This is a genomic window from Pseudomonas sp. GM33, from assembly GCF_000282295.1.
Lineage (GTDB): Bacteria > Pseudomonadota > Gammaproteobacteria > Pseudomonadales > Pseudomonadaceae > Aquipseudomonas > Aquipseudomonas laurylsulfatiphila.
This window is the reverse complement of record NZ_AKJO01000176.1, coordinates 67,451-93,633: the sequence shown is the minus strand read 5'-3', so window position 1 is coordinate 93,633 and position 26,183 is coordinate 67,451. Positions and strand designations below refer to the sequence as shown.

Here is a 26,183-nt window from a genome sequence, read left to right as displayed (position 1 = left end):
TTCAGATCCATGGGGTGCCAGTTACGGGGGTGGTTACTGAGGCACCTGCGGTGAGTCTGCCGTATTCATCTTCCGGATCACCAGCCCGATGAATGCCGATACCGCCAGCGGCAACTGCCGACGGCTCGGATACAGCACGTTCAGGCCATAGCCTTTGGGCTGGTATTGCGGCAGCACCGGGATCAGTGCGCCGGTCTCTACCTCCAGCCTGGCCATTACGGGCGGCAGCAACGCGATGCCGAGCCCGGCCACGGCGGCCTTGCGCAATGCCTGGGCGGTATTGCCGCTGAAGCGCCCGGCAACCTGCACTTCTTCCTCGCCCTCGGGACCGACCAGGCGCCAGGTGGCGTGACCGCCCGGCTGTGCGGAGATCACACAGTCGTGGTCCGCCAGGTCCTGCAAGGTGCGGGGGGCGCCACGCGCCGCGATGTAGGCCGGACTGGCCACCATGCCGACGCTGCGCGGATCAAGGATCTGGCGGCCGACAAAGCCGGAATCGCGCAAGGGGCCGCCGCGAAAGGCGACGTCGATCTGTTCTGCGATAAGGTCGGCCTTCGCATCGCTGAGCACGAAATCGAGCCGCACGCGCGGGTGCTCGGCCAGAAACCCGCTCACCCACTCCATCTGGAAAAAGTCGAAAAAGTCGGCGGGAGCCGCCACCCGCACCAGCCCGCTGGGTTCGTTGCTGCCGGTCATCAGCGCTTGTCCCGCTTCGAGCAGACCCTCGACGGCTCCCACGCAACGCTCGTGAAAGCCTTGGCCGGCACTGGTGAGCGTGAGCTTGCGGGTGGAGCGTTGCAGCAGCCGTGTGCCGAGGTGCGCTTCGAGCTGCTGGATGCGGCGACTCAGGGTATTGGGCGGCATGCCCAACCGGCGCGCCGCCTCGGCAAAGCTGCCGCAGCGGACCACCTGGACAAACATCGCGATGTCATTGAGGTCGAGCATGGCCGGTCATTCCTGACATGGGTGGACGAGTGAAATCCAATTGTACCGGCTAATCAAGTAATCGGCCTCGCTCTATTGTTTGGGGTAACGGGCCGTGATGCCTCCTGCTTAGAGTGATCCTGATGAACGTTCAGCCACAGCCATACAACGCGGTAGCTCCGGGCACTGCGCGTGAAACCGACTCCTATCGGGCAATCAGCTACCGCACCACAGGCAGCGGACATGGCGCTATTGTCCGGTTGATGAGCCCGGGTGATCTCGGCCACCTGGTCAAGCCCTTCGTGTTCCTTGATCTGTTCGAAGGTGAGAGCTCGTTCATCAATGGCATGCCCATGCACCCGCACTCGGGCATCGCCACCGTCACCGTCATCACCGAAGGCAACCTGCGCTTCGAGGATGCGGATTCGGGCAAGGGCATGATCGACTACGGCGGGGTCGAGTGGATGCGGGCCGGAGGCGGAGTCTGGCACGGCAAGGAAATGTCGATGGGGACATCGAAACGGATCCAGGGCTTTCAATTGTGGGTGGCACTGCCGCCGGCGTTGGAAAACGCCAGTGTCGACAGCCAGTACCTGGAGTCGAGCGCGATGCCCGAAGTGGGGCCGGCGCGGGTGATTCTCGGCACCTATCAAGGTGTTCAAAGTCCGGTCCGCGCTCCCGCCGGCATGAATTATCTGCTGGTCACGCTGCGTGCCGGGGAATCCTGGCGCTATGTGCCGCCCGATGGTCATGAGTCGTTGTGGTTGAGCGTCAGCCGCGGATCCCTTGGCGCGCCCGGGGTGGTCATGGCGGGAGAAATGGTGATCTTCGAACCCGGTAGCGGTGCCGTCACGCTCAAGGCCATGCACAAGGATACGGTCTTCGTGATCGGCTCGGCGTTACCCCATCCCCATGACCTGGCACTGGGCAACTACTCGGTGCATACCAACCCGCAAGCCTTGCGGGCGGGGGAGGCGAAAATCGCCGAGATTGGCGTCCGGTTGCGTGAATATCTGAAAAAGCCCGACGGCTCAGGCAGTGTGCCGGTTTTCAAATAACCCGGATGTCCTGGTCTGACCGAATTGGTGCCGGTCGAAGGATTTTGAGATGGAACGGGGGCTTCGCTGTATCGAGAAGCCTCACGCCTGTGGACTCCAACGGTGGCTCCAACAGTGCTCAGTTCGTCAGATCAAGGCCGATGTCTTGAGCAGGTCTTGTCAGGGGGAGGGCAGGTTGTATCGCGACGGCGTGTCGAGTTTCTTGAAGTACTGCACGGCAAAATCGACGAAGGTTTTGACCCGTAACGGCAGCTTTTTTCCACCCTCGGTCAGCAGGTGAAACCCGGTGCTGGGGCATTGATAGTCTTCAAGCAGCGGGACCAACCGTTTGGCTTGTATGTCGTCCGCCACCTCCCAGGCTGACTTCCAGATGATCCCCAAGCCTTGAACGCCCCATTGGCGCAAGGTGAAACCGTCGTTGGCCAGCCGATTGCCCTGGACCTGAATGGTGGTCGGCACGCCTTTATCCATGAATTTCCATCGATCAAGTGTGAAGTCTGCACTCAGGTGTACCAGGCAGTTGTGATGCTGCAGGTCTTCAGGGCTGAGCGGTGCGCCGTGCCGCTCAAGATACTGCGGAGAACAGCAAACTATATGCCGGTCCACTCCAAGGGAGCGGGCGATAAGTGTGCTGTCCGGAAGGTCGCCGAACCTGATCGCAATGTCCGAGCCGGACTCGACAAAGTCCAGTACGCGGTCAGTGAGAAAAAGGCGAATGCGGATATGGGGATTTTCGCTGATGAAACTATCGACCAGTTGGCTGATCCACTGCCGACCCAGATCGGTAGGGCACGTCAGGCCGATAGTGCCCAGCAAATCGCTGTGGCCGTTTTTGATGATGCTGTCGAGGGTGTCGACCTCCTCGAGAATTCTCTGGGCATTTTCAAACAGCAACTGCCCTTCGGCGGTAGGGCTCAAGCTTCGGGTGTTGCGCTTGAGCAAGCGCAATCCATAGAAGTCCTCCATCGCCTTGAGTCGACCACTCATGGCCGCTGGCGACAGGCCCATTTGCCGACCCGCCGTTGAAAGTGAACCTGTCTGAACGACAAGGCGAAACAGCCGCATGTCCTGCAATCGATCGACCATGGGGATTTCGCCTCGTGAAAGTTGCTTTTTATTGCTGTCAAAGTATCAGCCAATTATTCAGTAAAAACCATCTAATCAAAAAGTCGACGGATAAGGTGAATAAGTACGCAAGCGCTTTGGAGTAGGGGTTTGAGGGTGTCTGTGAAACGAATTCAAATGTGTTTGTTGTTTGGTTCATCTTTCAGCTTTAGTGAAGAGTCAATTTCCTAAAATCGAATAGAAAAGTCCGATTGATTGTTAATAATGCTAGCCAGTGCCTGTGAGTCACAATAAAAAGAGGGTTTATGCTATGCGCGTTCAATATCAAGAGGCCGCCCCTTCGATAGACCTGGCCGGTCAGTTCAAATTGGCAATGGGCCGCTTTGCCTCCTCTATAACCCTGATCACCACACTTGATGACGATGGTCAGCCCCACGGCCTGGCTGCGACTGCCTTTTCCTCGGTGTCGATGGACCCTGCGTCGGCCCTGATCTGTGTCAATCGCAGCGCAAGTGCCTCACCGATCATCAAGCGTTCCGGGCTGTTCTGCGTGAACATGCTGCAAAGTCAGCACGAACCGATCTGCAAAATATTCAGCCAGCCCGATCTGCGCGAACGACGTTTTGTCGAGGGTGACTGGCGCACGGGTGTTCACGGTATTCGTTACTTGGCCGACGCCCAGGCGGCGATCTTTTGCGAGGTGGTGCAGGAGATTGAACACGGCACGCACACGGTGATTATCGGCAACGTCATTTATGTCATCACGCAGCCACTGGACGAGCCACTTTTATATATGGAGGGGCGTTACAGGGAGTTGAGTCGTTAATTCGTAGTTGGCGCGTACTGCTCGATCTTATAACAATTACATAAGAAGTGGATGTGGGTATGAATAATCAGTTGTTGGCAAAAACAAGACTGCCCGGGTCGGTTCCAAAGTGGGTCGGTCTGGAAAACAGTGTGGCGGGTCCGATGGTCGGGCTTTTATTGTTATGTGCAGTATTAACCTTCTTTACCGATAGTTTTCTGACCTTGAGCAACCTGCTCAATGTGCTGGATCAAGTGACGGTGCTGGGCATCATGGCGCTGGGCATGACGCTGGTGATTCTCATCGGTGGCATCGATCTGTCGGTGGGTGCAGTGCTGGCGGTAGCGATCATGGTCATGAGCTGGCTCGAACAGGTTCTCGGCCTGCCGATGTGGGCAGCCATGCTCGGAGCGATAGCCGTTGGTGCAGCGTGTGGGTCGACCACAGCCTTGCTGGTGGTGCGGGCTGGCCTGCCATCATTCATTGCGACGCTGGCGATGATGTCCATAGCGCGTGGCCTGGCCTATATGGTCACGGACGGCGCGCAAGTCAGCGGTTTTCCGGAGTGGTTCAGCAACCTCTCGGTTATTCGCTATGGCGGCGTGCTGTCGCTCACCGTCAGCTGTTTCGTGGTACTGGCGCTGGTGTTCTGGTTCGTTCTCAAGTTCACGGTGCCCGGTCGCAGCCTGTATGCCATCGGCGGTAGCAGCAAGGTGGCCAAGCTCGCCGGTATCCGGGTCAAGGGTTACACCAGCGCGGTGTACATCATCTCGGGCATCTGTGCGGCACTGGGCGGCATCATCATGACCTCCCGCCTGGACACCGCCGGTGCCGGCGCGGGTGTCGGCTACGAACTGGATGTGATCGCTGCCGTGGTGATCGGCGGTGGCAGCCTCAAGGGCGGTGCGGGGAGTGTGGTCGGCACGATCATCGGCGTATTGATCATCGGCGTTTTGCGCAATGGCCTGAACCTGGCCGGTATTTCTCCCTTCGTCCAGCAAGTGGTCATCGGCGCGGTGATCGCTTTCGCGGTGATGCTCGACTTGCTCAAGCGCAAGGCCGACTGATCCCGGGTCATTGACCAACACCCGCATCGTTCCACGCACAATAAAAAGGTAAAAAACATGAACCTGTCTGCTTTTTCGCTTCGTTTTCTGTGGTTGCCATTGCTGGGTTGCCTGATGTCGGCCGGTGCTTACGCACAAAGCAAACCTACGGACGAAATCACCGTGGGGATGTCGATCCCGAGCCTGCAATGGGTGTTCTACCTGATGGTTCGAGACGGTGTCATGGAGCAAGCCAAGACCCTCGGCATCAAGAATGTGCTGGTGGCCGATGCACAGGCCGATCCCGCGCGCCAGGTCAGTCAGATTCAGGACATGTTGAGCAAAGGCATCGATGTGCTGCTCTACACCGCCACCGGTAGCGCTGCTTCGGCCGTGCCTGTGCGCCTGGCGCGACAGCAGGGTGTGCCGGTGATCTGCATTGACAACTTTCCGAAAAACGTCGAATGCGATGCCTACATCTCTACCGACAACCTGGCCGCGGCGGGCGAACTGGCCCGGCAAATGATCAAGTTGACGGGCGGCAAGGCTGAAATCGGCCTGCTGCAAGGGACTCTTGGCGACTCCACTGAAGTCGCTCGGGCCAAAGGCCTGGATGCGGTGCTGTCCGAGGCCCCGGAGATGAAAATCATCGACCGCAAACCGACTGACTGGCTGCAGGACAACGGCTTCAAGGTCGCCCAGGACATGCTGCAAAAAAACCCGAAGATCAACGTGTTCATCGGACGTTCCGATGCGCCGGCGCTCGGTGCGGCTCAGGCGGTAAAGGTGGCCAACATCGATCACAAGGTCTGGGTGTTCGGTTATGACGGTTTGCCATCTGCCCTGGAAGCGATTCGCGATGGAAAACTGGACATGACCATCACGCAACAAGCCGTGGAAATGGGTCGTACCGCGTTGCGTACCGCGGTCGATCTGCAGCAAGGCAAACCGGTGACCAAGACTCAGCTGTTGCCGGCCTTCGTCACCACCCGGGAAAACGCAGCAACCTTCCTTGAGCAGCATCCTTGAGACCGGTGAAGGGAGGGCAAGTCATGAGTGCGATCAATACCACCCAGGCGCCGTTGTTCCGTGCAAGCAACATCGGCAAGTCATTCAACTCGGTCAGGGTGCTGGAAGATATCAGCCTCGATATCGGCTATGGAGAAGTGGTGGCATTGCTGGGGGAAAACGGCGCGGGTAAATCGACCTTTTCCTCCATCGTCGCCGGCGCACTGACGCCGTCCAAAGGCACGATGTTCCTGGCCGGTGAACCCTATGCGCCGAGTGGACCGGGGGCTGCGATGGCGCTGGGGATCAACATGATCCATCAGGAAGTCCACCTGCTGCCTGACCTGAGCGTGGCGGAGAACGTTTTCCTCGGTCATCTGCCGACCCGCGACGGCATCATCGACCGTAAGAAGATGTTCCGTGAAACAGAGACGCAACTGCGGCGCCTGGGTCTGGATATCTCGCCGGATAAACCGGTGCGGCAACTGAAAATCGCCGCCCAGCAGCTGGTGGAAATCGCCCGGGCCCTGACGCTCAACTCGCGTCTGTTGATTCTCGACGAGCCGACCGCAGCCCTGGGCAAGGACGAAACCGACCTGCTGTTCAAACAGATCGAGGAGCTGAAGAAGGAGGGCGTGTCCTTCATCTACATCAGTCATCGCATGGATGAGATCGCGCGGATCGCCGACAAGGTCGTGGTCATGCGCGATGGTCACCTGATCGCTCGTCACGACAGCGGAAAGGCCGATGTCGGCGTCCTGGTGTCGCAGATGGTAGGGCGCCCGATCGACCGTTTGTTTCCGGAACTGCCGACCCCAGGGGATGCGCCGGTATTGAGCGTCGAGCATCTGTCGGACAAGGCGGGGCGCTTTCACGATGTGTCATTTTCAGTGAAGGCCGGGGAGATTTTCGGCATTGCCGGTATCGTCGGCGCCGGTCGAACGGAGCTGGTTCAGGCGATCGCCGGGCTGAGTGCGTTGAGCCAGGGCAGGGTGGTCCTGGGGGATCGGACACTGCCAGCCAATAACGTGCTGGCGGCGATCCATGCCGGTGTCGTGCTGATCCCGGAGGACCGCAAATCCGAAGGCGTGGTGCTGAGCCAGACGATTGCCGAGAACCTGGCCTACTGCAATCTGGATAGTCTCAGCTCTTGCGGCGTCATGGCCAATCACCGGGTAGCGGCATTCGCCCGTGAACGCATTGCGACGCTGGGGATCAAGGGCGTGGCGGGGCAGATGCTCGACAAGTTGTCCGGCGGCAACCAGCAGAAAGTGGTGATCGCCAAATGGATCGCGCGCAATCCGAAAGTCATCATCCTCGATGAGCCGACCCGAGGCATCGACATGGGCGCACGCGCGGCGATTTACGAGCTGATCATCAATCTGGCTAAAACCGGGGTGTCAGTGATTGTCGTCAGTTCCGACCTGGAGGAAGTCATCGGTCTCTCCCATCGGGTCATGGTCATGGCGCGCGGCTGTTCCCAGGGCATTCTGCATCGGCCGCAGATTGCCCCCGACAGCATCATGACCCTGGCCACCGCTTGATGACGGGCATTAATCGAGGAGGATCAAACATGTCGAACCCGTACCAGGCGCTGCCGTATCGGCCCTTTGCCGAACTGCTGGATTTGTCCGGAAAAACCGCCGTCGTCACCGGCGGCAGCAACGGCATCGGCTTCGCCATCAGTCGGCGCCTGGCCGAAGCAGGGGCCAATGTACTGATCGGCAGTCTGGCGCCGGAGCGCAGCGGCGAACTGATCGAGGCCGGTTTCGCCGTGGACTTTCACGCCACCGATGTCAGTCGTCCGAGTGACATTCAAGGGTTGGCGGACACCGCGATCGAACGTTTCGGTGGCCTGGATATCTGGGTCAATAACGCTGGCGTCTACCCGCTCCAGGCGGTTGATGACATCGATGCGGGTTTCTGGGACGCAGTCCACGCGATCAATACGCGGGCGGTGTTTCTGGGCGCTCAGGCCGCACAACGACAAATGCGCCGGCAGAAAAGCGCCGGGGCGATCGTCAATCTGTCGTCGATTTGCGCTCACCGACCCATGGCCAATCACTGCACCTATGACGCTTCAAAGGGCGCGGTTCTGGCCATGACCCGGAGCCTGGCGAAGGACTTGAGTGCCTTCAACATTCGGGTCAATTCGATCTCGCCGGGCTTGACCGCGACGCCGGGCAACCTGGAGCCGGAACTGCTCGAACAGCACAGGCAGAACAACGTGCTGGGCAACATCGCCCTGGGTCGGGCGGCCGAGCCCTGGGAGATCGCCGATGCCGTGCTGTTCCTGGTTTCGCCGCTGTCGTCCTATGTGACGGGCATCGATTTGCTGGTGGACGGCGGCTGGTTGCTGCACGGAAGTTGAAGCATAAACAAAGCATTTGAGGGTGAGTTGTACGCGCTGAAGTCACGCGTCAATTGCCCCGGATATTTAACCCATTCCTTGAACGTTGCGACTTGCAGCGCGGGCACTGGCACGCCTGCGAAACGAGCGCTCGTCATGAAAACGGTGTGCAGCGAAAACAGTTTCGCAGTGCACCGGTCACTGAAAACAGCAGGAGAACGACATGAAACTCGCCATGTTCATGCAGCCACTTCATCACAAGGGCTGGGACTATCACGAGATGTACGATCAGGACATCGCGTGTGCCGTCCATGCCGACAGCGTCGGTTTTGATGAGCTTTGGGTCGGTGAACATACCTCACAGCGCACCGAGCCGATTACCAATGCGCTGCAATTTCTGTCCACCCTGATTCCGCTCACCCAACGCATGAAACTGTGCACCGGTGTGCTGAATCTTCCGCACCATTTCCCGGCGCGAATCGCCGCCGATGCCGCGATGTTCGACCACATGTCCAAGGGACGTTTCATCATGGGCATCGGCCCGGGTGGGCTGGCTTCCGACTTCGAGGTGTACGGCAGCAACGGCAAGGACCGTGGGCAGATGATGGTGGAGTGCTACGAGATGATCCGTGCGATCTGGAACTCGGGCGCGCCCTATGATTTTTCCTCGCAGCACTACCAGGTCAGCCTCAAGGAATCGGTGCACCACGAACTGGAGATCGGCTACATGCCGACGCCTTTCCAGAAGCCGTTTCCACGGGTGGCAACCACGGCCATGAGTCCGTTTTCCGGCACTGCAAAACTCGCGGGCGCCAAGGATTGGGACCTGATGTCCGCCAATTTCAACCCGACAGCAACGGTGGCTTCCCATTGGCTGGCTTACTGTCAGGGCGCGGAAAGTGCCGGGATCAAGGCCGATGCCAATAATTGGCGAGTGGCCCGATCGGTGTTCGTTGCCGACTCCCAGGCCCAGGCCGAAGACTATCTGGCGCAAGAGAGCTGCACGCTGCGGCGCTACTTCGACTACATGATCGATAACCTGGCCACCAACCATTACACCAAGATCTTCAAGACCCGCCCCGACATGACCGACGAGGAAGTGACGGTCGACCACTGCATCAAGGAAATGGTGATTTACGGCGACGTCAATTCCGTCACCGAGCAACTGGTCGCGTTCAGTGAGCAGACCGGGCCGTTCGGCACCTTGATGACCACCTTCCACGAGTGGGACGACGAAGCGCTGTGGCGGCGCTCGATGCAGTTGACCGCGCAGCAGGTCATGCCGCGCCTCAACGACTACATGACGCCACGCTTGAAAGCGCAGTAATCGCCCGATTGCGCTGGGCTTATGTGCGGCCGCGTCGCGGATGCGGCCGAAACTCTGGTATTGCGCCTGGACACGACATATGACTGATTTGACGAATTTCCGCGAAAGCGCGGATCACGCTTTTGAACTGACCGAGAACGAATTGTCTCGACTGCGAGAGAAAGCCCAGTTCATTCGCCTGGAAACCATCCGGTTGATCGAGATCGCCAAGGTCGGCCACTACACCTCAGTGTTCTCTGCCGCCGAGTTGTTCGCCGCGTTGTATTACGACGTGATGGACCTGCGGTTCGCCGAGCCAAAATGGCCCGACCGTGACCGTTTCATGATGGGTAAGGGGCATGCGGCCGTCGGGTTGTTTCCAGTGTTGGTGGAGTGGGGCTTCTTCGCCAAAGAAATCCTCGACAACTACACGCGTCTCGGTAATCCCCTGGGCGACCACCCTGATATGCGCAAAGTCCCCGGTGTGGATTTCTCTTCCGGTTCCATCGGTCATGCCCTGTCCGGCGGCTTGGGCATGGCCCTGGCCGGGCGGATGCTGGGCAAGTCGTTCACCACTTACGTGATGCTCGGCGACGGGGAAATGCAGGAAGGGCAAGTGTGGGAGGCGGCACTGTCGGCGGCCCACCACAAGACTGCAAACCTGGTGGCTATCATCGACCGCAATGGCTATCAGCTCGACGGTAATGTCGATGATGTCATCGGTATCGAGCCGTTGGCGGACAAGTGGATTGCTTTCGGTTGGGAGACCCACGTGGTGGATGGCCATGATCTCGCTGCAGTCACCAGCCTGTTGCGACGTCTCAAAGCCGACACGACGCGCACGCAGCCGGTGTGCGTCATCGCCAATACGGTCAAAGGCAAAGGGGTTTCCTACATGGAAACCGAGCCGGGTTGGCACCTGGGGTATCTCGATCCCGAAGATGCGCAACGTGCTATCGACGAAATCAAAAGCAAGGTGATCTAACTCATGAATACCGCACCTCTGTCGAACAACTCCTGGCAGTACCGGGAACTGAACAGCCAGACACCGAGCTTGAATGCCTTGTCGGATGCCTTGATTGAACTGGTCGAACGGGGCGAGCCAATCGTTGCCGGTACCGCCGACCTTCAGTACTCCAACGGCCTCTCTAAATTTGCCGAACTGCATCCAGAGAAATTCGTGCAGTTCGGTATTTCCGAACAGAACATGGTGTCTGCCGCGGCCGGGATGGCCGCAGTAGGCATGAAGCCGTTCGTAGCGACCTTCGCGTCCTTCCTGCCATTGCTGTGCTGCGAGCAGATCCGTATGGACGTCGCGTATTCAGCCTTGCCGGTGCGCCTGATCGGCCACCATGCCGGAATTTCACTGGGCTTCTACGGTACCTCGCACCACGCCACCGAGGACCTGGCGATCATGCGTTCGATTGCCGATATCACGGTGGTTGCGCCAGCCGATGGCAATCAGCTCAAGGCGGCGATCCTGGCTTCGGCCAACTACCCGCAACCGATCTACTTCCGCATCCAGCGCGGGCGGGATCCGGTGGTGTATGAAACCGTTCCGGACTTTGTCTTTGGCAAGGCAACCGTGCACCTGACGGGCGATGAACTGACCATCATCGCGACCGGCTCCACGGTTCACCCCGCCCTTGAAGCGGCGCGAGCCTTGAATGCCGCCGGGCGTTCGGTTGGCGTGATCGATATGACCACCATTAAGCCGTTGGACCGTGAAGCGGTACTGACGGCTGCGCGCAACAGCCGGTCCATTCTTACCGTTGAAGAACACAACATCATTGGCGGTCTGGGTGGCGCCGTGTGTGAAGTCATCGCCGAAGAAGGTATTGGCGTCAAAGTGCGACGCCATGGGATTTACGACGAGTACAGCCTCATTGCGCCGCCGACTCACCTTTATCGGCATTACCGGCTGGATGCGGCGGGCATCGAAAGCGTGGCGCTGGAGGTGTTGGGTTAAGCCTTGATATCGGGTGGGAGCGAGCCTGCTCGCGACGGTGTGTCAGTCGCCGATGATTCGACGGATACATCGCTTTCGCGAGCAGGCTCCCCCACATGACTGACCGGCAGTAACGCCATGACGAATTTCCCCTTTAGGCTTGTTGGGCCTGGCGTGCAACGAGGGTCTTCATTGACGATCACCCTGGTTGCACGTTTTTTTATGGGTGGGACTTGCCTGGAAACAGCATTCGCCAGCCCATAAAAAAGCTCACCGAAGTGAGCTTTCAGAATCTCGACAGTCAGCGGTTACTACCATTGAACTCCGCTGTTTTCGATCCACTGCAAAATCGATTCGCGCTTTGGCTTCCAACCAAGCAGAGTACGCGCATTGACTGCCCGCACGCGGCTGTTGGAGCCGATGGCAAAACGCGCCCAATCTCCAAGTTTTGCGATGGCATCATCAGCCGGCCAGCTTTGAATCTCGCCGCCAAAGCCAAGTGATTTGCTGATCGACGTAGCGATTTCGAGGAACGATGCTTCGCCGTTTTCGGCGAAGAACAACGAGGCCGATGGGGCCTTTTCGATTGCAAGGCGATAAAGCTCTGCCAGATCTTCAATGTGCACATTGGACCAGCGATGTACTCCGGCACCCATGTAGGCCCCGGCGCCATATTTGCGCGATTGCGCGAACAGCTTGGGCAGTTGATCGCTTTTTGCCGGCAATCCCAATGATTCACCGTAGATCATGGTCGGGCAAAACACGATGCTGCGGATACCTTGTTCGACACCCGCGCGCCGCACGGTCTGGTTGATGTGAACCCGATCCTTGCGGATGTCCATGGGGGTGAATGGCGTCTCGTCGGTGAAGATCTCGGCACGCTCATAAGCACCGCGAGCATCGTCCCCCACAACACTGGAGCCTGAGGTATGCAGCAGCACTTTTCCGCTGCCGCTCAGGGCGCTGATAAAGGTTTGGACCGAGGCCAGATGATCCGAATTGGCCGCATTCACGACCGCGTCTGCAGCATGCGCCTGTTCGCTGAGAATGAACGCGTCATCCAGGGTACCGAGCACAGGGGTGATGCCCAGCGCCAGCAGCGCACTGCGCTGCTCCGGATTACGCAGCAGGCCAGTGACTTCATGACCCGCATCTACCAAGTATTTGGCAATCGAACCGCCGATGTAACCGGTCACACCGGTAACGAAAATTTTCAATGTTCTGTCTCCTTCGCATCTTGAGTTTGCCCGGCCTTTACTTGAAACAAAGGCGCGGTCATTCCTGGTTAAGGAATCTCTTCACGATACGATGGGGTCCGTTTGTGAGCTAGACTGCTCTAACTACAAGTATCTGTGAATACAGTTCATGCTAAATCTCAAAGACATCAACCGCTCTGGCGAAATGGAAGTGTTCACCCGAGTCGTCAACGCAGGCACCTTTTCCGAGGCTGCCCGGCTACTGCACATGTCGCCCTCGGCGGTGAGCAAGTTGATCGCCCGATTGGAAACGCGGCTGGGTGCGCGTTTACTTCATCGCTCCACCCGACGCCTCGAGCTCACGGCCGAAGGCGAGCGATTCAACAATGAGTGCCTGCGGATACTTGAGCTGATTGACTCCGCCGAACGTGATGTTGCCAATGTGGCCAAACCTAGCGGGTTGATTCAGGTCAATGCCAACCTTCCCTTTGGCCTGCATTGCTTGTTACCGCAATTGCCTGATTTTCTGGCGGCTTACCCGGACATCACCCTGAACGTGGAGTTGACCGATACTGTTGTGGATCTACTGGAACGACGCGCGGATGTCGCGATACGTACCGGACCGATGAAGGAGTCGAGCCTGGTTCAGCGTCGACTGGGTGAAAGCCGCATGATCACGGTGGCGTCACCGGCGTACATCGCACGATACGGTCAGCCGAAAACCCTGGATGACCTGCAGCGACATAATCGGCTGAGCTTTGGTTTTCATCGTCATTCGCAGGCCTGGGTTTATCGCGACGCCGAGGGCCAGCGCATCGAGATTGAACCCAAAGGCAATGCCTTGCTCAGCGATGGCGAGAGCATGCGCCAGTCTGCGCTGGCGGGATTGGGTATCGCTCGACTCGCGAGCTTCCATATTAATGCCGATATCGAGTCGGGGCGTTTGATACCGCTGCTGGAGCCATTCAACAGCGGTGAAACCGAGGCGATTCATGCGGTGTTTATCGGCCCGGGACAGCAACTGCCCCATCGCGTCAGGGTTTTTATTGATTTTCTGTTGGAAAGGATTGGCCCGCATCTCAGACCTTGATAAAGGCAGGTCAAGCAGCCATTTTCAGAGTTTTGTTAAAGCAGTCTTCTGTAACCCTTGAAAGACTTCAGCCCGAGCCTGGGGCAAGATTTTGCGCATAACAACAAACAAGGCCGCTTTCATGGATTATCAACTGACTGGCAAAACCGCACTCATCACAGGCGGGGCGACAGGCATTGGCAAGGCCATCGCCCAACGCTTCATCCTCGAAGGTGCAAAGGTTGTCATTAGCGGGCTATTGGCAGACGAAGTGAATGCTGCTGTGCAAGAACTGGGCGACTCCAGCAGGGGCCTGGTTGCCGATCTGACGCAGGACGGGGCGGCGGAGCACCTGGTCAACATGGCCCTGGAGTCCGGCCCGATCGACTTCCTAATCAATAATGTCGGGATATTCGAGGTCAGGGATTTTTTCGAAACAGACGATGCCCAGTGGTTTCATTACTTCAACGTCAATGTCATGAGCGGTGTGCGCATGACGCGCCTTGTCATGAAGGACATGCTCAACCGCGGGCATGGGTCGATTGTCTTCATCAGCAGTGAGTCCGCCGTCAAGCCGCAGCCGTGGATGGTTCACTATGGCGCGATGAAAACTTGTCTGCTGGGTATCTCCAGGGCTTTGGCGGAGTTGACCAAGGGCACTGCGGTGCGCGTGAACTCGATACTCCCCGGGCCTACCTGCACCGAGGCGGTCAAGCACTATCACCGGGAAATCGCGGAAGAGAAGGGCATCTCGGCGCAACAGGTGGTATACGACTATTTTGACGAGACCGAACCGACATCCCTGATCAGACGCATGATCGAGCCCGAAGAGGTGGCCTGCAGCGTCCTGCACCTGGCAGCATCGCCGGCGCTCAACGGCATGGCCATGCGCATTGAAGGTGGAACCATACGCTCGATACTTTAAAGCGGTAGCCGCTCTCACGCCCTTGCGAGAGGACAGCACGTCACAGTGCTGTCCTCTTCTTGCCTATCCCGCAGACAGGGCCGTCCGGGCCACCTCAGCGAAATAATGTGCACCGGTGGTCAGTACATTGTCGTTGAAATCGTATTTGGCGTTGTGGAGCGGAATACCCCCTTCATCCGCCTTTTCGCCATTGCCGATGAATACAAAATTACCGGGTACGACTTGAAGGAAGGCACCGAAATCCTCCGAGATCATCATCGGCTGGATTTCAGCATTCACCTTGTCTGCGCCAACGATTTTTGTCGCGGCAGCAACAGCGATGGGGGTGCACTGCGCCCAGTTCACCGTCGGTGCGAACTCGTGGGAGTATTCGAATTCGCAGGAAGCGCCATGGAGCCTGCAAATACCTTCTGCAACTTCTCGCATCCGCGTTTCCAGCATGGACTGGACGTCGGGTGCATAGCTGCGAGTGTCGCCCTTGATCACAACATGGGTTGGAATCGCATTGCGGATTCCATCAGTGATGAACTCTGTGCACGAAATCACCGCCGGAACGCTCGGGTCGAGGTTTCGGGAAATGATGGTCTGCAACGCCAACACCACTTCAGCCGCAATGACGATTGGGTCAATCCCCATGTGAGGCCGTGCCGCATGGGTCCCCTGGCCTTTGATTCGAATAGCGAAGTTATCTTCACTGGCCATGATCCCCCCTGAGCGAGTCGCGATCGATCCAGCGGGGAGCCCGGGCATGTTATGAGCACCGTAGATCGCATCAACAGGAAAACGCTCAAACAGACCGTCGGCGATCATCGCTTTTGCACCACAGCCGTGTTCTTCGGCGGGCTGGAAAATGAAACGCACGGTGCCATTGAAATCGCGACTTTCGGTCAATAGCCGCGCGGCTCCGAGGATCATCGTCATGTGGCCGTCGTGACCGCAGGCATGCATCTTCCCGGCGGATACGGAGGCGTGATCGCGTCCCGGCGCATCTTCATGGATATGCAGTGCATCCATATCGGCACGCAAGCCTACGACCGCCGGGCTATCACCGATCTTCAGACTCGCGACCAACCCCGTGCCACCAATACCTCGGTGAACTTCCAGGCCCATAGAGGTGAGCGCATCGGCAACGTAGTTTGAGGTTTGCAGCTCTTCGAAGCCGACCTCGGGGTGTTGGTGCAAGTGATGACGCCAGCTCACAAGCTGTGCGTGGAATTCGTCTTGGTTGATCACTGGAGGTGCTCCTTCTCTCTTCGAATCACAGATGTTTTCGTTTCTGCCATTGACGCTGGCGGTCGATCACTGCTTCGTCGGATTCACCCACCAGGCTTTCGTACACTGTCGGTGCAGTAGCGCCTTCGGTACTGATGATCAGGATGCGAGAGTCACTGTTGAGGCCGATTTTTCTGGCTGCTTCCGAATCGCGCACCAGTATTTGAACAGCCGCCAGACCGGCCACCCCAGACTCACCGGCAACGATGGGAATATCGTTTGCGCTCCCTTGAGCGAGCTTGCGCATTGCGGTTACAGCTTCGTGGTCAGCAATGGTCAAAAAGAAATCGATGCTCGGCTCCAGGAATCGCCAGGCGAGGGGAGAGGTTTCACCACAGGCCAAACCCGCCATGACGGAATCTACCGAGCCTGTCGCTTTGGCAGGACGACCCTGAATCGCGCTTTGATAAAGGCAATCGGCTTGCCGGGGTTCGACCATCACGAATGCAGGTCGTTGGTCTTGATAAATTTCCCAGAGATAGCTGCTGATCCCGGCGGCCATTCCGCCAACGCCCCCCTGCAGGAAGACGTGGGTAAAGGGGCAGGGCGCTGCGGTATCCCCCGTGGTTTGCTCTATCAGTTCGGCGGCGATGGTGCCGTAACCCTGCATCACATCACGAGGGACAATCTCATAACCTTCGTATGACGTATCGGAGACGACGGGCCATCCATTTTGTTGAGCAACCTTGGCCGTATGCTCGACAGACTCATCGTAGTTGCCTTCAATGCGGATGATGCGAGCACCGTACGCCGCAATGGCAGCCTCGCGTTCGGCACTCACATTGGCGTGCAAGACGATGACGCATTTGCAGCCGACGCTTTGAGCGGCAGCAGCCAGTGCCCGGCCATGATTTCCGTCGGTGGCACTGATAACGGTGAAGTCACGAAGGCGTTCCCGATACCTGCCGGTAATAAGCCCTTTGGGGTCGAAGGACTCCAGGGGCATGAGACGCAGAATCAGCCTGATCAGCGCGATGGGGGCACCGAGTGCCTTGAAGCTGGCCAAGGGTGAGCGTGTCGACTCATCCTTGACCCAAAACCGGGCGACACCAAGCTCTGCTGCAATCCCGGGAAGCTCCCACAGCGGCGTTGCGTCCTGGCTCAGATGCTCCCAGCTCGATAGCCAGTCTCGTGATTCATGTGCTGAGCCGACGCTCATGACTTCCTTGAGGTCGGCAGGATAAGGGCAACGAGAGGCGCGAGGATTTACGAATAACATACCGGTTCCTTGTAACTCATTGAGAAGTGGCGTGTGGATAGGCGCGGATGGCGTTGCTTTGGGTGCAATGTCAGCGAGTGGCATGGTCAGTCATGCGCTCGTCGTTCTGTAGCGCCCTAAAAACTGACGTACGCGTTCACTGTCTGAATTCGTGAAGAATTTTTCCGGTGCAGCCCGTTCAATGATCTGTCCTTTTTCAATGAAGACCACTTCATTTGATACGGCGCGAGCGAACTCCATTTCATGAGTGACGATGACCATGGTGAAACCGTCCTCGGCCAGCGAGCGCATCACCGCAAGGACTTCTCCGACAAGCTCCGGATCGAGAGCAGAGGTCGGTTCATCGAACAAAATGACTTCAGGGTTCATCGCCAGGGCTCTGGCAATGGCCACGCGTTGTCGTTGTCCACCCGACAAAGACCAGGGGTAGGCATCGTGCTTATGGGACAGTCCTACCTTTTCCAGCAGCGCAATGGCGTGATCGTTGGCATCCTTTCGGCTGACGCCCATGACATGAACAGGGGCCTCGGTAACATTCTGGAGCACCGTGAGATGCGGCCAGAGATTGAAGCTTTGGAACACCATGGCGGTTCGAGCGCGCATGGCTGAAAGTTCGCGGTTTGACATGGGTTTAACCCCACCGCTCTTGACACCCATGCGATCCCCGCCGATGTAAATCTCACCGCCGTCAGGAACCTCCAGCCAGTTGATGCAGCGCAGCATCGTGGATTTACCTGAGCCGGATGAGCCTAAAACGCTGACGGTTTGTCCTCGTTCAACGTTGAGATTGATCCCGCGAAGAACCTCGATACCGGCGAAGTGTTTATGGAGGTCACGTATTTCAACGACCGGAGCTGACTTATTCATTTACCAATCCTCTTTTCTGCGCTCGCCGGCCCAGGCGACGTAATAACGCCTCTACACACAATGTGATGGACCAATACAGAACAATCACAAATATGAAGGGTGGTAGCGGAACGAAGTATTTAGCTTGAACTGCAGATGCCGCGGCCGTTAGATCCATCAGGGTGATGATCGATAAAAAGGCGGTGTCCTTTAGCAGGCAGACTAATTGGTTGCCAAACAGCGGACCTGAACGCATTACCATTTGCGGCAGTAAGATTCTCCAATACATCTTGGAGTTGATGAAACCATGAGCGCATGCAGCTTCTGCCTGGCCAGAGGGTAACGAAGTTCTCGCCGCACGGAGGATCTCGGCGAAATAAGCGCCGTGATAAGTAATCAATGCAATGAACCCGGCCGACCAGACATCCATGCTGATGCCAACGTTAGGAAGGCCGTAATAAAGCAGGTATAAAAAAATCAGGAACGGCAGCATCCGCATGAGATCCAATCCCCCACGTACAAACCGTCTGGGAATATTGTCCCGTCCTTCTAACAGGAAGGCGATGAAGCAGGCCAACAGAAATGAAAACACGGCCGATACGCAAAAGAGTATGAGTGTGTTCTGGAGGCCAACCGAGAAAACATCCAGGTTGTCCCACAGCATTTTAATTCCGTTCATGGGGTCCCCTACATGGCCAGGCGCTTGGCGCGCGAATCGGCGATCCGCTGGAAGCGAACAAGGCCACCAATGATCAAAATGTAAAGAAGGCCTGCCGCGAGGATGGGCGGAAGCGGATCGTAGGTCACAGCAGCAATCCGGTTGGTGACACGGGTTAAATCCACAATGCCAATCATCGCAATCGCCGGACTGCTTTTGACCAATAGCGACATTTCATTCACCAGTCCGGGAAGACTTGTCGTCAGCATCTGCGGAAGCATGATGCGTCGCAGGGTCAATCCCGTGGTCATGCCTGCTGCTTTTGCCGCCTCCAGTTGTTCACGCGAGAAGCTCGTCAGGGCGCTACGCCAGATCTCGGCGTTAAATGCGGTGGTATTGATCGTCATCGCCGCAATGGCGACAACTCTCGCATCGACTTCCCAGCCAACGGAAGGTGCTATTACGAACAAAAATAAAACCAGGGTGACCATCGGCGTAGCCCTGATCAAGCTGACATACACAGCGAGAGCCTGACTGACGACAGGGATTTTTGCTGCTCGCAACATCGCAACAACCAGCCCCAGGATAATGCCAAACACTATAGATACGCCGGAAACCCAAATGGTCGTCCAGCCAGCATAAAGTAGAGTGATCCAGTCACTGCTATCCATTGAGTACATCCTTCGAACAAGTCTTTCGGCTCTTTGCTATCTAGCGAGTCAAAAGAAGTAGTTGCCGACCTGACCATCGTTGACAACTCTTTTTGCCAACGATGGAGGCGCTCAGATTATTTCGCCGTCAGCTGTGTAAATTGTTCACCGGAAGTAATGGGGTCGTGGGGCAGGTTGTCGAAAGATTGTCCGAGCCACTTCTTCTGTAGCTCAGCGAGTTTGCCGGTTTCGCGCAAATGGTTAACAAAACCACTCAGATAGTCGAGTAGTTCCTTGTTCCCCTTGGCCACCGGCCAAGCGATATAACCCATGCTTGAAGTGGCCTCGCCAACTGCAAATACTTTTGGTCGCTCTTTCACCAGCATGTTGGCAGGCACGATCGAGTTGACGACGTAGTCCAGCCGATGATTAGCCAGGTCGGCATACGCCTCCGGGTAAGATTGATACTGCACAATCTTGCCTATCGCTCCGCCGGAGGCTTTCAGTTTTGCATCCAGTTGCGTCAATCGTGCCAGTTGGGCACCACCGGCCTGTACACCCACGGTCATCCCCGAAAGGCTTGAAATGTTCTTGATGCGGTCGTCATCTGCCCGCTTGATGTAATACGAGACCTCGGGGGCGACCGGTGCAACGAAATCAAACGCTCCCAACCGCTCCTCGGTAACGCCAGCACCCGTGATTGCTGCGTCGTATTTACCGGATGTGACACCGGCCAGCAGGCCGGTCCAAGGCATAATGTCCTGGTTTACCTTGAATTGTGCGTACTTGCGCAGCTCCGCGATAACGTCCTTGTGGAAGCCGTCCGACTCACCATCCTTGATAAACTCAAAGGGGTAGTAGCTGTCTTCAGTTGCAACATTGAGTGTGCCGCGACTTTTGATCTCTGCCAGGCTGGCCGCATTAGCCATGCTGGTAAAACCAAGGGTAGCGCTGAGGATAATACTTGCCGCGCCAATGGCGAGAAGGCGACCCGCTTTGAACATGACACTTCGGTCTGTGCGCTTTTCTTGAACGATATGCATCGTGAAACTCCCATCGGATAGGTGGCGGGGCAGTACCAAACTAAAAGCTGCGATTGATGTTGGGATAGCTTTGATCATGCTTTCTCCGCTCTTATTGTTTTTTGCAGTTGAAGGCGCAGCCCTTGCCTGACAGGCAGGTGGGATAGAAGGATGCTAATGCGCCGAATGTGCACGATTACTCGAAAATCGAGTGGTCAAATGCATCATCGTTGCGTTTTCAGTATTTTGTTGCGCGGGTTGGGGGAGAGGGTGCGAGAGTGGAGGGGCTTTACGCAACGAATGAGCGTTCAGTGCGCTTTTCTGCTGTAATGGGTTCGCCCAAGCGAAGGAGACTCAAGATGCAACTTGATGCCTATGACCGAAAAATCCTCAGCTTCCTTCAAGAGAACAATCGGATTTCCCAGCGCGAATTGGCAGAAGGCGTGAACCTGTCTCCCTCTGCGGTCAATAGAAGAATCGCAGCATTGGAATCTGCAGGTGTAATAAAATACAACGTCAGTATCGTGGACCCAGCTGCTGTAGGGCGCCCCATTACCGTTATTGTCGAAGTCAAGCTCGAGAATGAGCGACTTGACTTGCTGGATGAGATAAAAAAGCGCTTCGTTAGTTGTCCGCAAGTGCAACAGGTTTATTACGTGACGGGCGACTTTGACTTTTTGTTGGTGTTGAACGTCAAGGATATGACTGAGTATGAGCAACTCACTCGTGAACTTTTCTTTTTTGGGAATATCAAGCAGTTCAAGACATTCGTGGCGATGCAGAACAACAAAAGAACTTTTGCGATACCCATGGATATTGAGTGAAGTGCAGTTCCATGCAGGCCGGCAGTGCGGATTTGTCCCGCGCCACCGGTTCACCGCCCCTTTATAGGCGGACATGCAGCTGATGTCCTGTCACCGACCTTCCACAGGCCAGGTGTCGGAGAGGCGATAGCCAGAGGGGAAGGGGTCTGTTGGATCGAGTGTGTGCTGATGGGTACCGGTAATCCAGGCTTGTCCAGAGATGATGGGACTAATGCCAGGCCGGCCGCCGACCAGCAACTCAGAGTCAATGCGACAGTCGAATTCGGTGCCAAGGATCGACTGACCGATAAAGCGGTCACCTACCTTCATTTGGCCCTTGGCAAGCAAAACCGCCATTCGCGCGGAACAACCCGTACCGCAAGGGGAGCGATCGATCTTCCCGGGACGGATAGCTACAGCATTGGCTGCTGTCAGCACGCCATTTTTCATCTCGACCGGGTTGGCGATCTGGCAGAAGGAGATGTGGTTCCATTCGGCATTTTCCGGATGTGCGAAGCCCAATTGCTCGTTGGCCGCCTGGGTGATTTTCATGCCGTAGTCGGCAATGTCCCGAGCCTCGTCGGGGGTGAGCGAGAAGCCAAGTTTTTTCGCGTCGGTGATCACAAAGCTGTCACCACCATAGGCCGTATCCACCAGTAGGGTGCCGATCCCCGGCACTTCGATCATGACGTCGAGCTTATCGGCAAATGACGGTACGTTGCGCACACTGATGCGTTCCGCCTTGCCATTGCGGCAGGTCGCAACCACCTCGATCAATCCCCCTGGCGGCTCAAGGAACATGCGGGTCTGCGGCTCCACCATGGGAATGATGCCGGTCTCCAGCAGCACGGTCGCCACACACATGGAGTTGGAACCGGACATGGGAGGCGTGTCGCACGGTTCCATGATGATCCAGCCCATGTGCGCTTTCGGATGCTTGGGAGGCACCAGCAAATTGACATGCCGGAACACCCCGCCGCGGGGTTCGTTCAAGACGAAGTTGCGCAGGGTTTGATCGGTTTCAATGAATTGGCGCTGATCCCAGATGGTTTCACCCGGAGGGGGCGCGACGCCGCCGACAATGACGTCGCCAACTTCACCCGCTGCATGGCAACTGACGACATGGATGACTTTGGATGATCGCATGTTATTTCCTCCGGGAATTCACGGGCGCATGCCGCCCAGGCAGTATTGAAAATGCAGAAATTGAAAGCGGTTGCCATGGCTGCTGTTAATCGCCAGCCGAAGTCCGCTGGTAGGCCAGAATCGCTGCCGCAAGGTCTTCCACCGAAGCGCCAACCGATTTGAACATCGTCATGGCCAGCTCTGGTTCCTTCAGGGCGGAGCGCCCTGAGTGTTTGCCGGCACACAGTTCGCTGAACTCGGCGATGACATCGGTTTCGGTGATGACACCGTTGCGAATCGGCTGAATCAGGTCACCGGTCTCCGCGAGAGCGCCCTCACGGGTGTCGACGAAAATGCTGCAGCGTGCCACGACGTCGTCATCGACTTCGCGCATGGTCGGGGTGAAGCTGCCGACCAGATCCAGATGCACTCCCGGCTGCAACCATTGACCCTTGATCACCGGTTCGGTGGCCAAGGTCGCGCAACTGATGATGTCGGCTACCGCCGCGGCAGTGGGCAGTTCCTGGAGTGTCACCGCCTGAGCCTGGAGTCCCTGGGCGCGGAGGTCGCTGGCGAAGGCTCTTGCTGCTTCGATGTTGAGGTCATGAACCAGCACCTCTTCCAGATCCCGAACCGAGCGGTGAGCACTGACCAGATAACGGCCCATGCGCCCAGCCCCGACCATCAGCAGGCGTTTCGAGTTGGCACGTGACAGATAACGCGAGGCCAGGGCGGAAGCGGCGGCGGTGCGACGGGCCGTCAGTTCGTTGCCGTCAAACTGCCCCAGCGGCAAACCGGTTTTTGCGCAGCTCAGGAGATAGTGACTGCTGAGACCCGGCTGACCTTTGGCATTGTTGCCGGGGAACACGGTGACTTGTTTGACCCCCAGGTATTCACCTTCGATCCAGGCCGGCATCAGCAGCAGCATGGCGGCGGGATCGCCCGGAACTTCGATTTTGTGGTGGTGACGCACAGGGGAGTGCACGGTGCGCGTGAAGATATCGCACAACGCATCCATCAGCGCGTCCCAGGGCAGGGCGTCGGTCAATTGTTGGGCATTCAAATACATGAGAAACACTCGATATTGGAGGAGGGGGAAATGCAGTGCTTGCGTGATTGGCTTTCAGCGTCGGGGCCGCGAGCAATCGGTCACTGAAGCACCCAGCGGATCGCCGGCAATCACCCAGTCAGAAGCCGCCACATCTGTGAAGGTAATGGTCACGTCCTTGGGCTCGGAGCCAAGGATTCTGGCGAAGGCGGCGGTAATCTCACGCGCCAGTTGGTGCTTTTTCTCGTCCTGCCGTCCGGCGAGCATTTCGATTCTTACAATTGGCATTCCAGGGTTCTCCTGAGTATTCGAGTCGCGTGCCTCAATGGCGCGGATGTTTCAGTCCCGTATCAAAGAATCAGCATGTAGTCATTGGCGATGGGTACCCACATCAAGTCGTGGACGACGGATCTGACGTCGTCACGCTTGGCGGTTTTCTTTGCGCGCTGTTGATGGCCGCCGACTTCGTCAGTCTGCGATTTGTCGCCTGCGTTTTTTTTCGGGTTTTGCATGCAGGGCTTCTCCTGTTGTTTTTATAGGTAGAGGTGCAGCGCAAATGCTGCCGTTAGCCGCTTGACACCGGATGAGTCAAACTCTAGATTGAATATCGTATACGTTAAAGAGGGTGTCAACGGGTTTTTAATGGCTGTCGGGTAGCGTCAGCGACCAGGCAAGGCTGGATCACCTGACAGACCGGCCGATGGTAAGCTGTAATCTGATATAGAATACGTTATTCGATCGTGGCTTCCCGATTGCACACATGGAGTTCAAATTGCCCCTAAGTCCTGCAGATCTGCCTTCGCTAGGCTCGGCGCCAACGGCGTCCGACATCATCGCCAATCATATTCGCGAGGCAATCATCACTGGCGACTTCGACGAAGGCGAACCGATTCGCCAGGACGACGTCGCCAAGCTTTTTGATGTCAGCAAAATCCCGGTGCGCGAAGCGCTCAAACGGCTCGAAGCCGAGGGCCTGGTCGAGTTTCAACGCAATCGCGGTGCTGTTGTCAAAAGCATTTCAGAGCCGGAAATTGCGCAGATCTTCGAAGTCCGGGCGATGCTGGAGTCCAGCGCGCTGAAACTGTCCGTGCCGTTGATGACCGAAGCCACCTTCAAGAGAGCCGAGCAGTATTGCGACGAATTCGCCCAAGAGACGAACGTTGCACGCTGGGCAGAACTCAACTGGCAGTTTCATTCCTGTCTGTACGAGGATGCCAATCGACCATTCCTGATGAACCTCATCCGCTCGGTCAATGACCGTATCGAGCGCTACTTGAGAATTCAGCTGACACTTTCCGGTGGTACAGGGGTTGATGATCGCGAACATCGGCAAATCCTCGCAGCGTGCCGCAACGGCGATGCCGATGAAGCCGCCGAGTTGCTGCGTCAGCACATCACCAAGGCCTGCGAGTCGCTGCTGACCAACATCCGTAAGTAAGTCCAGCCGTTAAGTGCTGTGCATCGCCGTAGCCCTCGCTGCGGCGATTTGGTTTTGATGATCTAAGTATACGATATCTGATAATGCCTCGATTTAACGCTGCCTTAAGGGGGATACATGGCACCTGTTCATTCTTCTGAGCATCCTCGTCTGTTTTCAGAAAGGGTCGTTGTTGTGGGTGGGGGAATCGTCGGGGTCTGTTGTGCCCTGTATCTGCAGAGGGAGGGCTATGCGGTGCTGCTGATCGACCCGGCCGCGGCGGGTGACAGCACAGCCAAATGGAGTTGCGGCCAGATGGCAATCGGCGAAGTGATTCCGCTCTCAAGGCCGGGTGTGATGCAGAAAATACCCGGTTGGCTGCTCGATCAGAAAGGGCCGCTGGCGTTAAGAGCAAGCGCGCTGCCGGGTATGCTGCCGTGGTTCCTGAGGTTTCTGGCGTGCGCCCGGCAGGCGAAAACGGAGGAGATTGCTCGGGACATCGCCAGCCTTACTCACCATGTCCATGCTGATTATGCGCCGCTGCTGCAGGCCTGTTCCGAGCAGGCACTGCTGCGTGAAGTCCCGGTAATCAAGCTGTTCGAGTCCGCCGCAGGCCTGGAGCAAGAACGTCCCCATTTGGCGTTTCGCACGGCCCTTGGCTTCAAGGCAGAAGTACTCGATGCCGCCGCGATAGCCGATCTCGAACCGTCCTTGGCCGGTACATTCAGCCATGGCTTGCTGTTCCCCGACTGGCGCTCGGTCAGTGATACCGAAGGATTCATTACGGCGCTGACGCAAAGCTTTATCGATCAGGGCGGCGTTCGGGTGCGAGGTCAGGTCAAACGGCTGGATGAGGCGGTCGATCAGGCAAGCGGCGTCACACTGACCAACGGTGAGCGTTACGCCGCTGATCATGTGGTGATTGCGGCAGGTATCGGTTCGCGAGCGTTTTTTGATCAGCTTGGTGCACAAATTCCACTGGCCGGTATCGCCGGGTATCAGGTGCTTCTACCGACACCGGAGGTGGCTGTACACCACTCGGTGATCTTCCCCGATGGCGGGTTTTGCTTCAGCCCGATGACCCGCGGCCTGCAGATCGGCGGAACCATGGAGTTTGCCCGGCCCAATGCCGAGCCGAACTTCAAGCGCGCCGAAATCATTCTGGAGAAGGCTCGAAAGATCCTTCCTCGCCTGCAACTGGACAACCTCGAATACGGTGTCGGCTACCGCCCGTACCTGCCCGATACCAAGCCGGTGATCGATCGCAGTGCGCGGTTATCGAATGTGTTCCTGGCGCTCGGTCATGGTCAGCTCGGCCTGACATTGGGCGCCACGACCGGACGACTCATCGCACAGATGGTCGCCGGTCGCACGCCTGCGCAGAATCTGGCGCCCTTCAGCGCCACGCGTTTTTCCCTGTGAC

At 57.2% G+C, this 26,183-nt stretch carries 27 protein-coding genes; 14 read left to right on the top strand and 13 right to left on the bottom strand.

From position 1 onward, the window contains the following. Positions 1 to 33 precede the first annotated feature (33 nt). Entirely contained in the window at positions 34 to 945 is a 912-nt protein-coding gene (locus tag PMI26_RS03305) for a LysR family transcriptional regulator (RefSeq protein ID WP_007979557.1), read from the bottom strand. A gap of 122 nt (positions 946 to 1,067) precedes the next feature. On the opposite strand from PMI26_RS03305, the gene PMI26_RS03310 reads away from it, so the two are divergent. After that, positions 1,068 to 1,982 (top strand): pirin family protein, encoded by a 915-nt coding sequence (locus PMI26_RS03310; protein WP_007979555.1) that lies wholly within the window; start codon positions 1,068 to 1,070, stop codon positions 1,980 to 1,982. A gap of 159 nt (positions 1,983 to 2,141) precedes the next feature. Here the strand turns inward: PMI26_RS03310 and PMI26_RS03315 are convergent, their stop codons facing one another. Next, a complete protein-coding gene (locus PMI26_RS03315; protein ID WP_007979553.1) occupies positions 2,142 to 3,068 on the bottom strand; it encodes a LysR family transcriptional regulator in 927 nt (308 codons plus the stop codon). A gap of 289 nt (positions 3,069 to 3,357) precedes the next feature. Here PMI26_RS03315 and PMI26_RS03320 point away from each other — a divergent pair, with 289 nt between their 5' ends. From PMI26_RS03320 to PMI26_RS03355, 8 genes are all read left to right on the top strand, one after another. Then, a complete protein-coding gene (locus PMI26_RS03320) occupies positions 3,358 to 3,873 on the top strand; it encodes a flavin reductase family protein (RefSeq protein ID WP_007979551.1) in 516 nt (171 codons plus the stop codon). Between the two features lie 59 nt (positions 3,874 to 3,932). After that, complete coding sequence (locus PMI26_RS03325; protein ID WP_007979549.1) at positions 3,933 to 4,919, top strand: ABC transporter permease; 987 nt, start codon at positions 3,933 to 3,935, stop codon at positions 4,917 to 4,919. A gap of 57 nt (positions 4,920 to 4,976) precedes the next feature. Then, complete coding sequence (locus tag PMI26_RS03330; RefSeq protein ID WP_007979547.1) at positions 4,977 to 5,927, top strand: sugar ABC transporter substrate-binding protein; 951 nt, start codon at positions 4,977 to 4,979, stop codon at positions 5,925 to 5,927. A 23-nt stretch (positions 5,928 to 5,950) separates the two neighbouring features. Next, complete coding sequence (locus PMI26_RS03335) at positions 5,951 to 7,450, top strand: sugar ABC transporter ATP-binding protein (RefSeq protein WP_007979544.1); 1,500 nt, start codon at positions 5,951 to 5,953, stop codon at positions 7,448 to 7,450. A gap of 29 nt (positions 7,451 to 7,479) precedes the next feature. Continuing rightward, positions 7,480 to 8,277 carry an SDR family NAD(P)-dependent oxidoreductase gene (locus tag PMI26_RS03340; RefSeq protein WP_007979542.1) on the top strand — a complete coding sequence of 266 codons (798 nt, stop codon included), beginning with the start codon at positions 7,480 to 7,482 and terminating at the stop codon, positions 8,275 to 8,277. Between the two features lie 202 nt (positions 8,278 to 8,479). Then, complete coding sequence (locus PMI26_RS03345) at positions 8,480 to 9,583, top strand: LLM class flavin-dependent oxidoreductase (RefSeq protein WP_007979539.1); 1,104 nt, start codon at positions 8,480 to 8,482, stop codon at positions 9,581 to 9,583. A 79-nt stretch (positions 9,584 to 9,662) separates the two neighbouring features. Further along, the gene (locus PMI26_RS03350) at positions 9,663 to 10,547 is read left to right on the top strand and encodes a transketolase (protein WP_007979537.1); all 885 of its coding nucleotides are present in this window, start codon (positions 9,663 to 9,665) and stop codon (positions 10,545 to 10,547) included. 3 nt (positions 10,548 to 10,550) lie between these two features. Further along, complete coding sequence (locus PMI26_RS03355) at positions 10,551 to 11,531, top strand: transketolase family protein (RefSeq protein ID WP_007979535.1); 981 nt, start codon at positions 10,551 to 10,553, stop codon at positions 11,529 to 11,531. Positions 11,532 to 11,821: 290 nt separating this feature from the next. Here PMI26_RS03355 and PMI26_RS03360 read toward each other — a convergent pair whose 3' ends face one another. Beyond that, positions 11,822 to 12,727, bottom strand: coding sequence for an NAD-dependent epimerase/dehydratase family protein (locus tag PMI26_RS03360; RefSeq protein WP_007979532.1), 906 nt, complete (start codon positions 12,725 to 12,727; stop codon positions 11,822 to 11,824). A 148-nt stretch (positions 12,728 to 12,875) separates the two neighbouring features. Between PMI26_RS03360 and PMI26_RS03365 the strand changes: the two genes are divergently transcribed. After that, positions 12,876 to 13,796, top strand: a complete 921-nt coding sequence (locus PMI26_RS03365; protein ID WP_007979530.1) for a LysR family transcriptional regulator — start codon at positions 12,876 to 12,878, stop codon at positions 13,794 to 13,796. A 121-nt stretch (positions 13,797 to 13,917) separates the two neighbouring features. Beyond that, entirely contained in the window at positions 13,918 to 14,700 is a 783-nt protein-coding gene (locus tag PMI26_RS03370; RefSeq protein WP_007979528.1) for an SDR family NAD(P)-dependent oxidoreductase, read from the top strand. A 63-nt stretch (positions 14,701 to 14,763) separates the two neighbouring features. Here the strand turns inward: PMI26_RS03370 and PMI26_RS03375 are convergent, their stop codons facing one another. From PMI26_RS03375 to PMI26_RS03400, 6 genes are all read right to left on the bottom strand, one after another. Beyond that, positions 14,764 to 15,933 carry a M20 aminoacylase family protein gene (locus PMI26_RS03375; protein ID WP_007979527.1) on the bottom strand — a complete coding sequence of 390 codons (1,170 nt, stop codon included), beginning with the start codon at positions 15,931 to 15,933 and terminating at the stop codon, positions 14,764 to 14,766. Positions 15,934 to 15,958: 25 nt separating this feature from the next. Next, on the bottom strand, positions 15,959 to 17,191 hold the full coding sequence (locus tag PMI26_RS03380) for a diaminopropionate ammonia-lyase (RefSeq protein WP_007979525.1): 1,233 nt from the start codon (positions 17,189 to 17,191) through the stop codon (positions 15,959 to 15,961). 90 nt (positions 17,192 to 17,281) lie between these two features. Beyond that, the gene (locus tag PMI26_RS03385; RefSeq protein ID WP_007979523.1) at positions 17,282 to 18,058 is read right to left on the bottom strand and encodes an amino acid ABC transporter ATP-binding protein; all 777 of its coding nucleotides are present in this window, start codon (positions 18,056 to 18,058) and stop codon (positions 17,282 to 17,284) included. Then, complete coding sequence (locus tag PMI26_RS03390) at positions 18,051 to 18,716, bottom strand: amino acid ABC transporter permease (RefSeq protein ID WP_007979520.1); 666 nt, start codon at positions 18,714 to 18,716, stop codon at positions 18,051 to 18,053. Before PMI26_RS03390 ends, PMI26_RS03385 begins: the two co-directional genes overlap by 8 nt. An 8-nt stretch (positions 18,717 to 18,724) precedes the next feature. Then, positions 18,725 to 19,366 (bottom strand): amino acid ABC transporter permease, encoded by a 642-nt coding sequence (locus PMI26_RS03395; RefSeq protein ID WP_007979518.1) that lies wholly within the window; start codon positions 19,364 to 19,366, stop codon positions 18,725 to 18,727. A gap of 116 nt (positions 19,367 to 19,482) precedes the next feature. Beyond that, positions 19,483 to 20,466, bottom strand: a complete 984-nt coding sequence (locus PMI26_RS03400; RefSeq protein ID WP_238540845.1) for a transporter substrate-binding domain-containing protein — start codon at positions 20,464 to 20,466, stop codon at positions 19,483 to 19,485. Positions 20,467 to 20,726: 260 nt separating this feature from the next. Here PMI26_RS03400 and PMI26_RS03405 point away from each other — a divergent pair, with 260 nt between their 5' ends. Beyond that, positions 20,727 to 21,191 (top strand): Lrp/AsnC family transcriptional regulator, encoded by a 465-nt coding sequence (locus tag PMI26_RS03405; RefSeq protein ID WP_007979515.1) that lies wholly within the window; start codon positions 20,727 to 20,729, stop codon positions 21,189 to 21,191. 90 nt (positions 21,192 to 21,281) lie between these two features. On the opposite strand, the gene PMI26_RS03410 is transcribed toward PMI26_RS03405, so the two are convergent. The 4 genes from PMI26_RS03410 to PMI26_RS31495 all read right to left on the bottom strand — a co-directional run bounded on the left by PMI26_RS03410 (position 21,282) and on the right by PMI26_RS31495 (position 23,855). Then, positions 21,282 to 22,316 (bottom strand): trans-3-hydroxy-L-proline dehydratase, encoded by a 1,035-nt coding sequence (locus PMI26_RS03410; RefSeq protein WP_007979513.1) that lies wholly within the window; start codon positions 22,314 to 22,316, stop codon positions 21,282 to 21,284. 85 nt (positions 22,317 to 22,401) lie between these two features. Further along, complete coding sequence (locus PMI26_RS03415) at positions 22,402 to 23,364, bottom strand: ornithine cyclodeaminase family protein (RefSeq protein WP_007979511.1); 963 nt, start codon at positions 23,362 to 23,364, stop codon at positions 22,402 to 22,404. Positions 23,365 to 23,418: 54 nt separating this feature from the next. Further along, positions 23,419 to 23,670, bottom strand: coding sequence for a tautomerase family protein (locus tag PMI26_RS03420; RefSeq protein ID WP_274517841.1), 252 nt, complete (start codon positions 23,668 to 23,670; stop codon positions 23,419 to 23,421). Positions 23,671 to 23,693: 23 nt separating this feature from the next. Beyond that, complete coding sequence (locus PMI26_RS31495; protein ID WP_007979507.1) at positions 23,694 to 23,855, bottom strand: hypothetical protein; 162 nt, start codon at positions 23,853 to 23,855, stop codon at positions 23,694 to 23,696. 260 nt (positions 23,856 to 24,115) lie between these two features. Here PMI26_RS31495 and PMI26_RS03425 point away from each other — a divergent pair, with 260 nt between their 5' ends. Both PMI26_RS03425 and PMI26_RS03430 read left to right on the top strand, forming a co-directional pair. Further along, the gene (locus PMI26_RS03425) at positions 24,116 to 24,781 is read left to right on the top strand and encodes a GntR family transcriptional regulator (protein WP_007979505.1); all 666 of its coding nucleotides are present in this window, start codon (positions 24,116 to 24,118) and stop codon (positions 24,779 to 24,781) included. Between the two features lie 117 nt (positions 24,782 to 24,898). Continuing rightward, complete coding sequence (locus PMI26_RS03430; RefSeq protein ID WP_007979503.1) at positions 24,899 to 26,182, top strand: NAD(P)/FAD-dependent oxidoreductase; 1,284 nt, start codon at positions 24,899 to 24,901, stop codon at positions 26,180 to 26,182. The last annotated feature ends 1 nt before the right edge of the window (position 26,183 follow it).

Coding starts and splice junctions, on each gene's coding strand:
- PMI26_RS03335 (WP_007979544.1), top strand. CDS start 5,951: ATGAGTGCGATCAATACCACCCAGGCGCCGTTGTTCCGTGCAAGCAAC.
- PMI26_RS03325 (WP_007979549.1), top strand. CDS start 3,933: ATGAATAATCAGTTGTTGGCAAAAACAAGACTGCCCGGGTCGGTTCCA.
- PMI26_RS03365 (WP_007979530.1), top strand. CDS start 12,876: ATGCTAAATCTCAAAGACATCAACCGCTCTGGCGAAATGGAAGTGTTC.
- PMI26_RS03400 (WP_238540845.1), bottom strand. CDS start 20,466: ATGATCAAAGCTATCCCAACATCAATCGCAGCTTTTAGTTTGGTACTG.
- PMI26_RS03350 (WP_007979537.1), top strand. CDS start 9,663: ATGACTGATTTGACGAATTTCCGCGAAAGCGCGGATCACGCTTTTGAA.
- PMI26_RS03430 (WP_007979503.1), top strand. CDS start 24,899: ATGGCACCTGTTCATTCTTCTGAGCATCCTCGTCTGTTTTCAGAAAGG.
- PMI26_RS03385 (WP_007979523.1), bottom strand. CDS start 18,058: ATGAATAAGTCAGCTCCGGTCGTTGAAATACGTGACCTCCATAAACAC.
- PMI26_RS03395 (WP_007979518.1), bottom strand. CDS start 19,366: ATGGATAGCAGTGACTGGATCACTCTACTTTATGCTGGCTGGACGACC.
- PMI26_RS03390 (WP_007979520.1), bottom strand. CDS start 18,716: ATGAACGGAATTAAAATGCTGTGGGACAACCTGGATGTTTTCTCGGTT.
- PMI26_RS03415 (WP_007979511.1), bottom strand. CDS start 23,364: ATGTATTTGAATGCCCAACAATTGACCGACGCCCTGCCCTGGGACGCG.
- PMI26_RS03315 (WP_007979553.1), bottom strand. CDS start 3,068: ATGGTCGATCGATTGCAGGACATGCGGCTGTTTCGCCTTGTCGTTCAG.
- PMI26_RS03345 (WP_007979539.1), top strand. CDS start 8,480: ATGAAACTCGCCATGTTCATGCAGCCACTTCATCACAAGGGCTGGGAC.
- PMI26_RS03340 (WP_007979542.1), top strand. CDS start 7,480: ATGTCGAACCCGTACCAGGCGCTGCCGTATCGGCCCTTTGCCGAACTG.
- PMI26_RS03405 (WP_007979515.1), top strand. CDS start 20,727: ATGCAACTTGATGCCTATGACCGAAAAATCCTCAGCTTCCTTCAAGAG.
- PMI26_RS03380 (WP_007979525.1), bottom strand. CDS start 17,191: ATGTTATTCGTAAATCCTCGCGCCTCTCGTTGCCCTTATCCTGCCGAC.
- PMI26_RS03355 (WP_007979535.1), top strand. CDS start 10,551: ATGAATACCGCACCTCTGTCGAACAACTCCTGGCAGTACCGGGAACTG.
- PMI26_RS03305 (WP_007979557.1), bottom strand. CDS start 945: ATGCTCGACCTCAATGACATCGCGATGTTTGTCCAGGTGGTCCGCTGC.
- PMI26_RS03330 (WP_007979547.1), top strand. CDS start 4,977: ATGAACCTGTCTGCTTTTTCGCTTCGTTTTCTGTGGTTGCCATTGCTG.
- PMI26_RS03410 (WP_007979513.1), bottom strand. CDS start 22,316: ATGCGATCATCCAAAGTCATCCATGTCGTCAGTTGCCATGCAGCGGGT.
- PMI26_RS31495 (WP_007979507.1), bottom strand. CDS start 23,855: ATGCAAAACCCGAAAAAAAACGCAGGCGACAAATCGCAGACTGACGAA.
- PMI26_RS03370 (WP_007979528.1), top strand. CDS start 13,918: ATGGATTATCAACTGACTGGCAAAACCGCACTCATCACAGGCGGGGCG.
- PMI26_RS03310 (WP_007979555.1), top strand. CDS start 1,068: ATGAACGTTCAGCCACAGCCATACAACGCGGTAGCTCCGGGCACTGCG.
- PMI26_RS03320 (WP_007979551.1), top strand. CDS start 3,358: ATGCGCGTTCAATATCAAGAGGCCGCCCCTTCGATAGACCTGGCCGGT.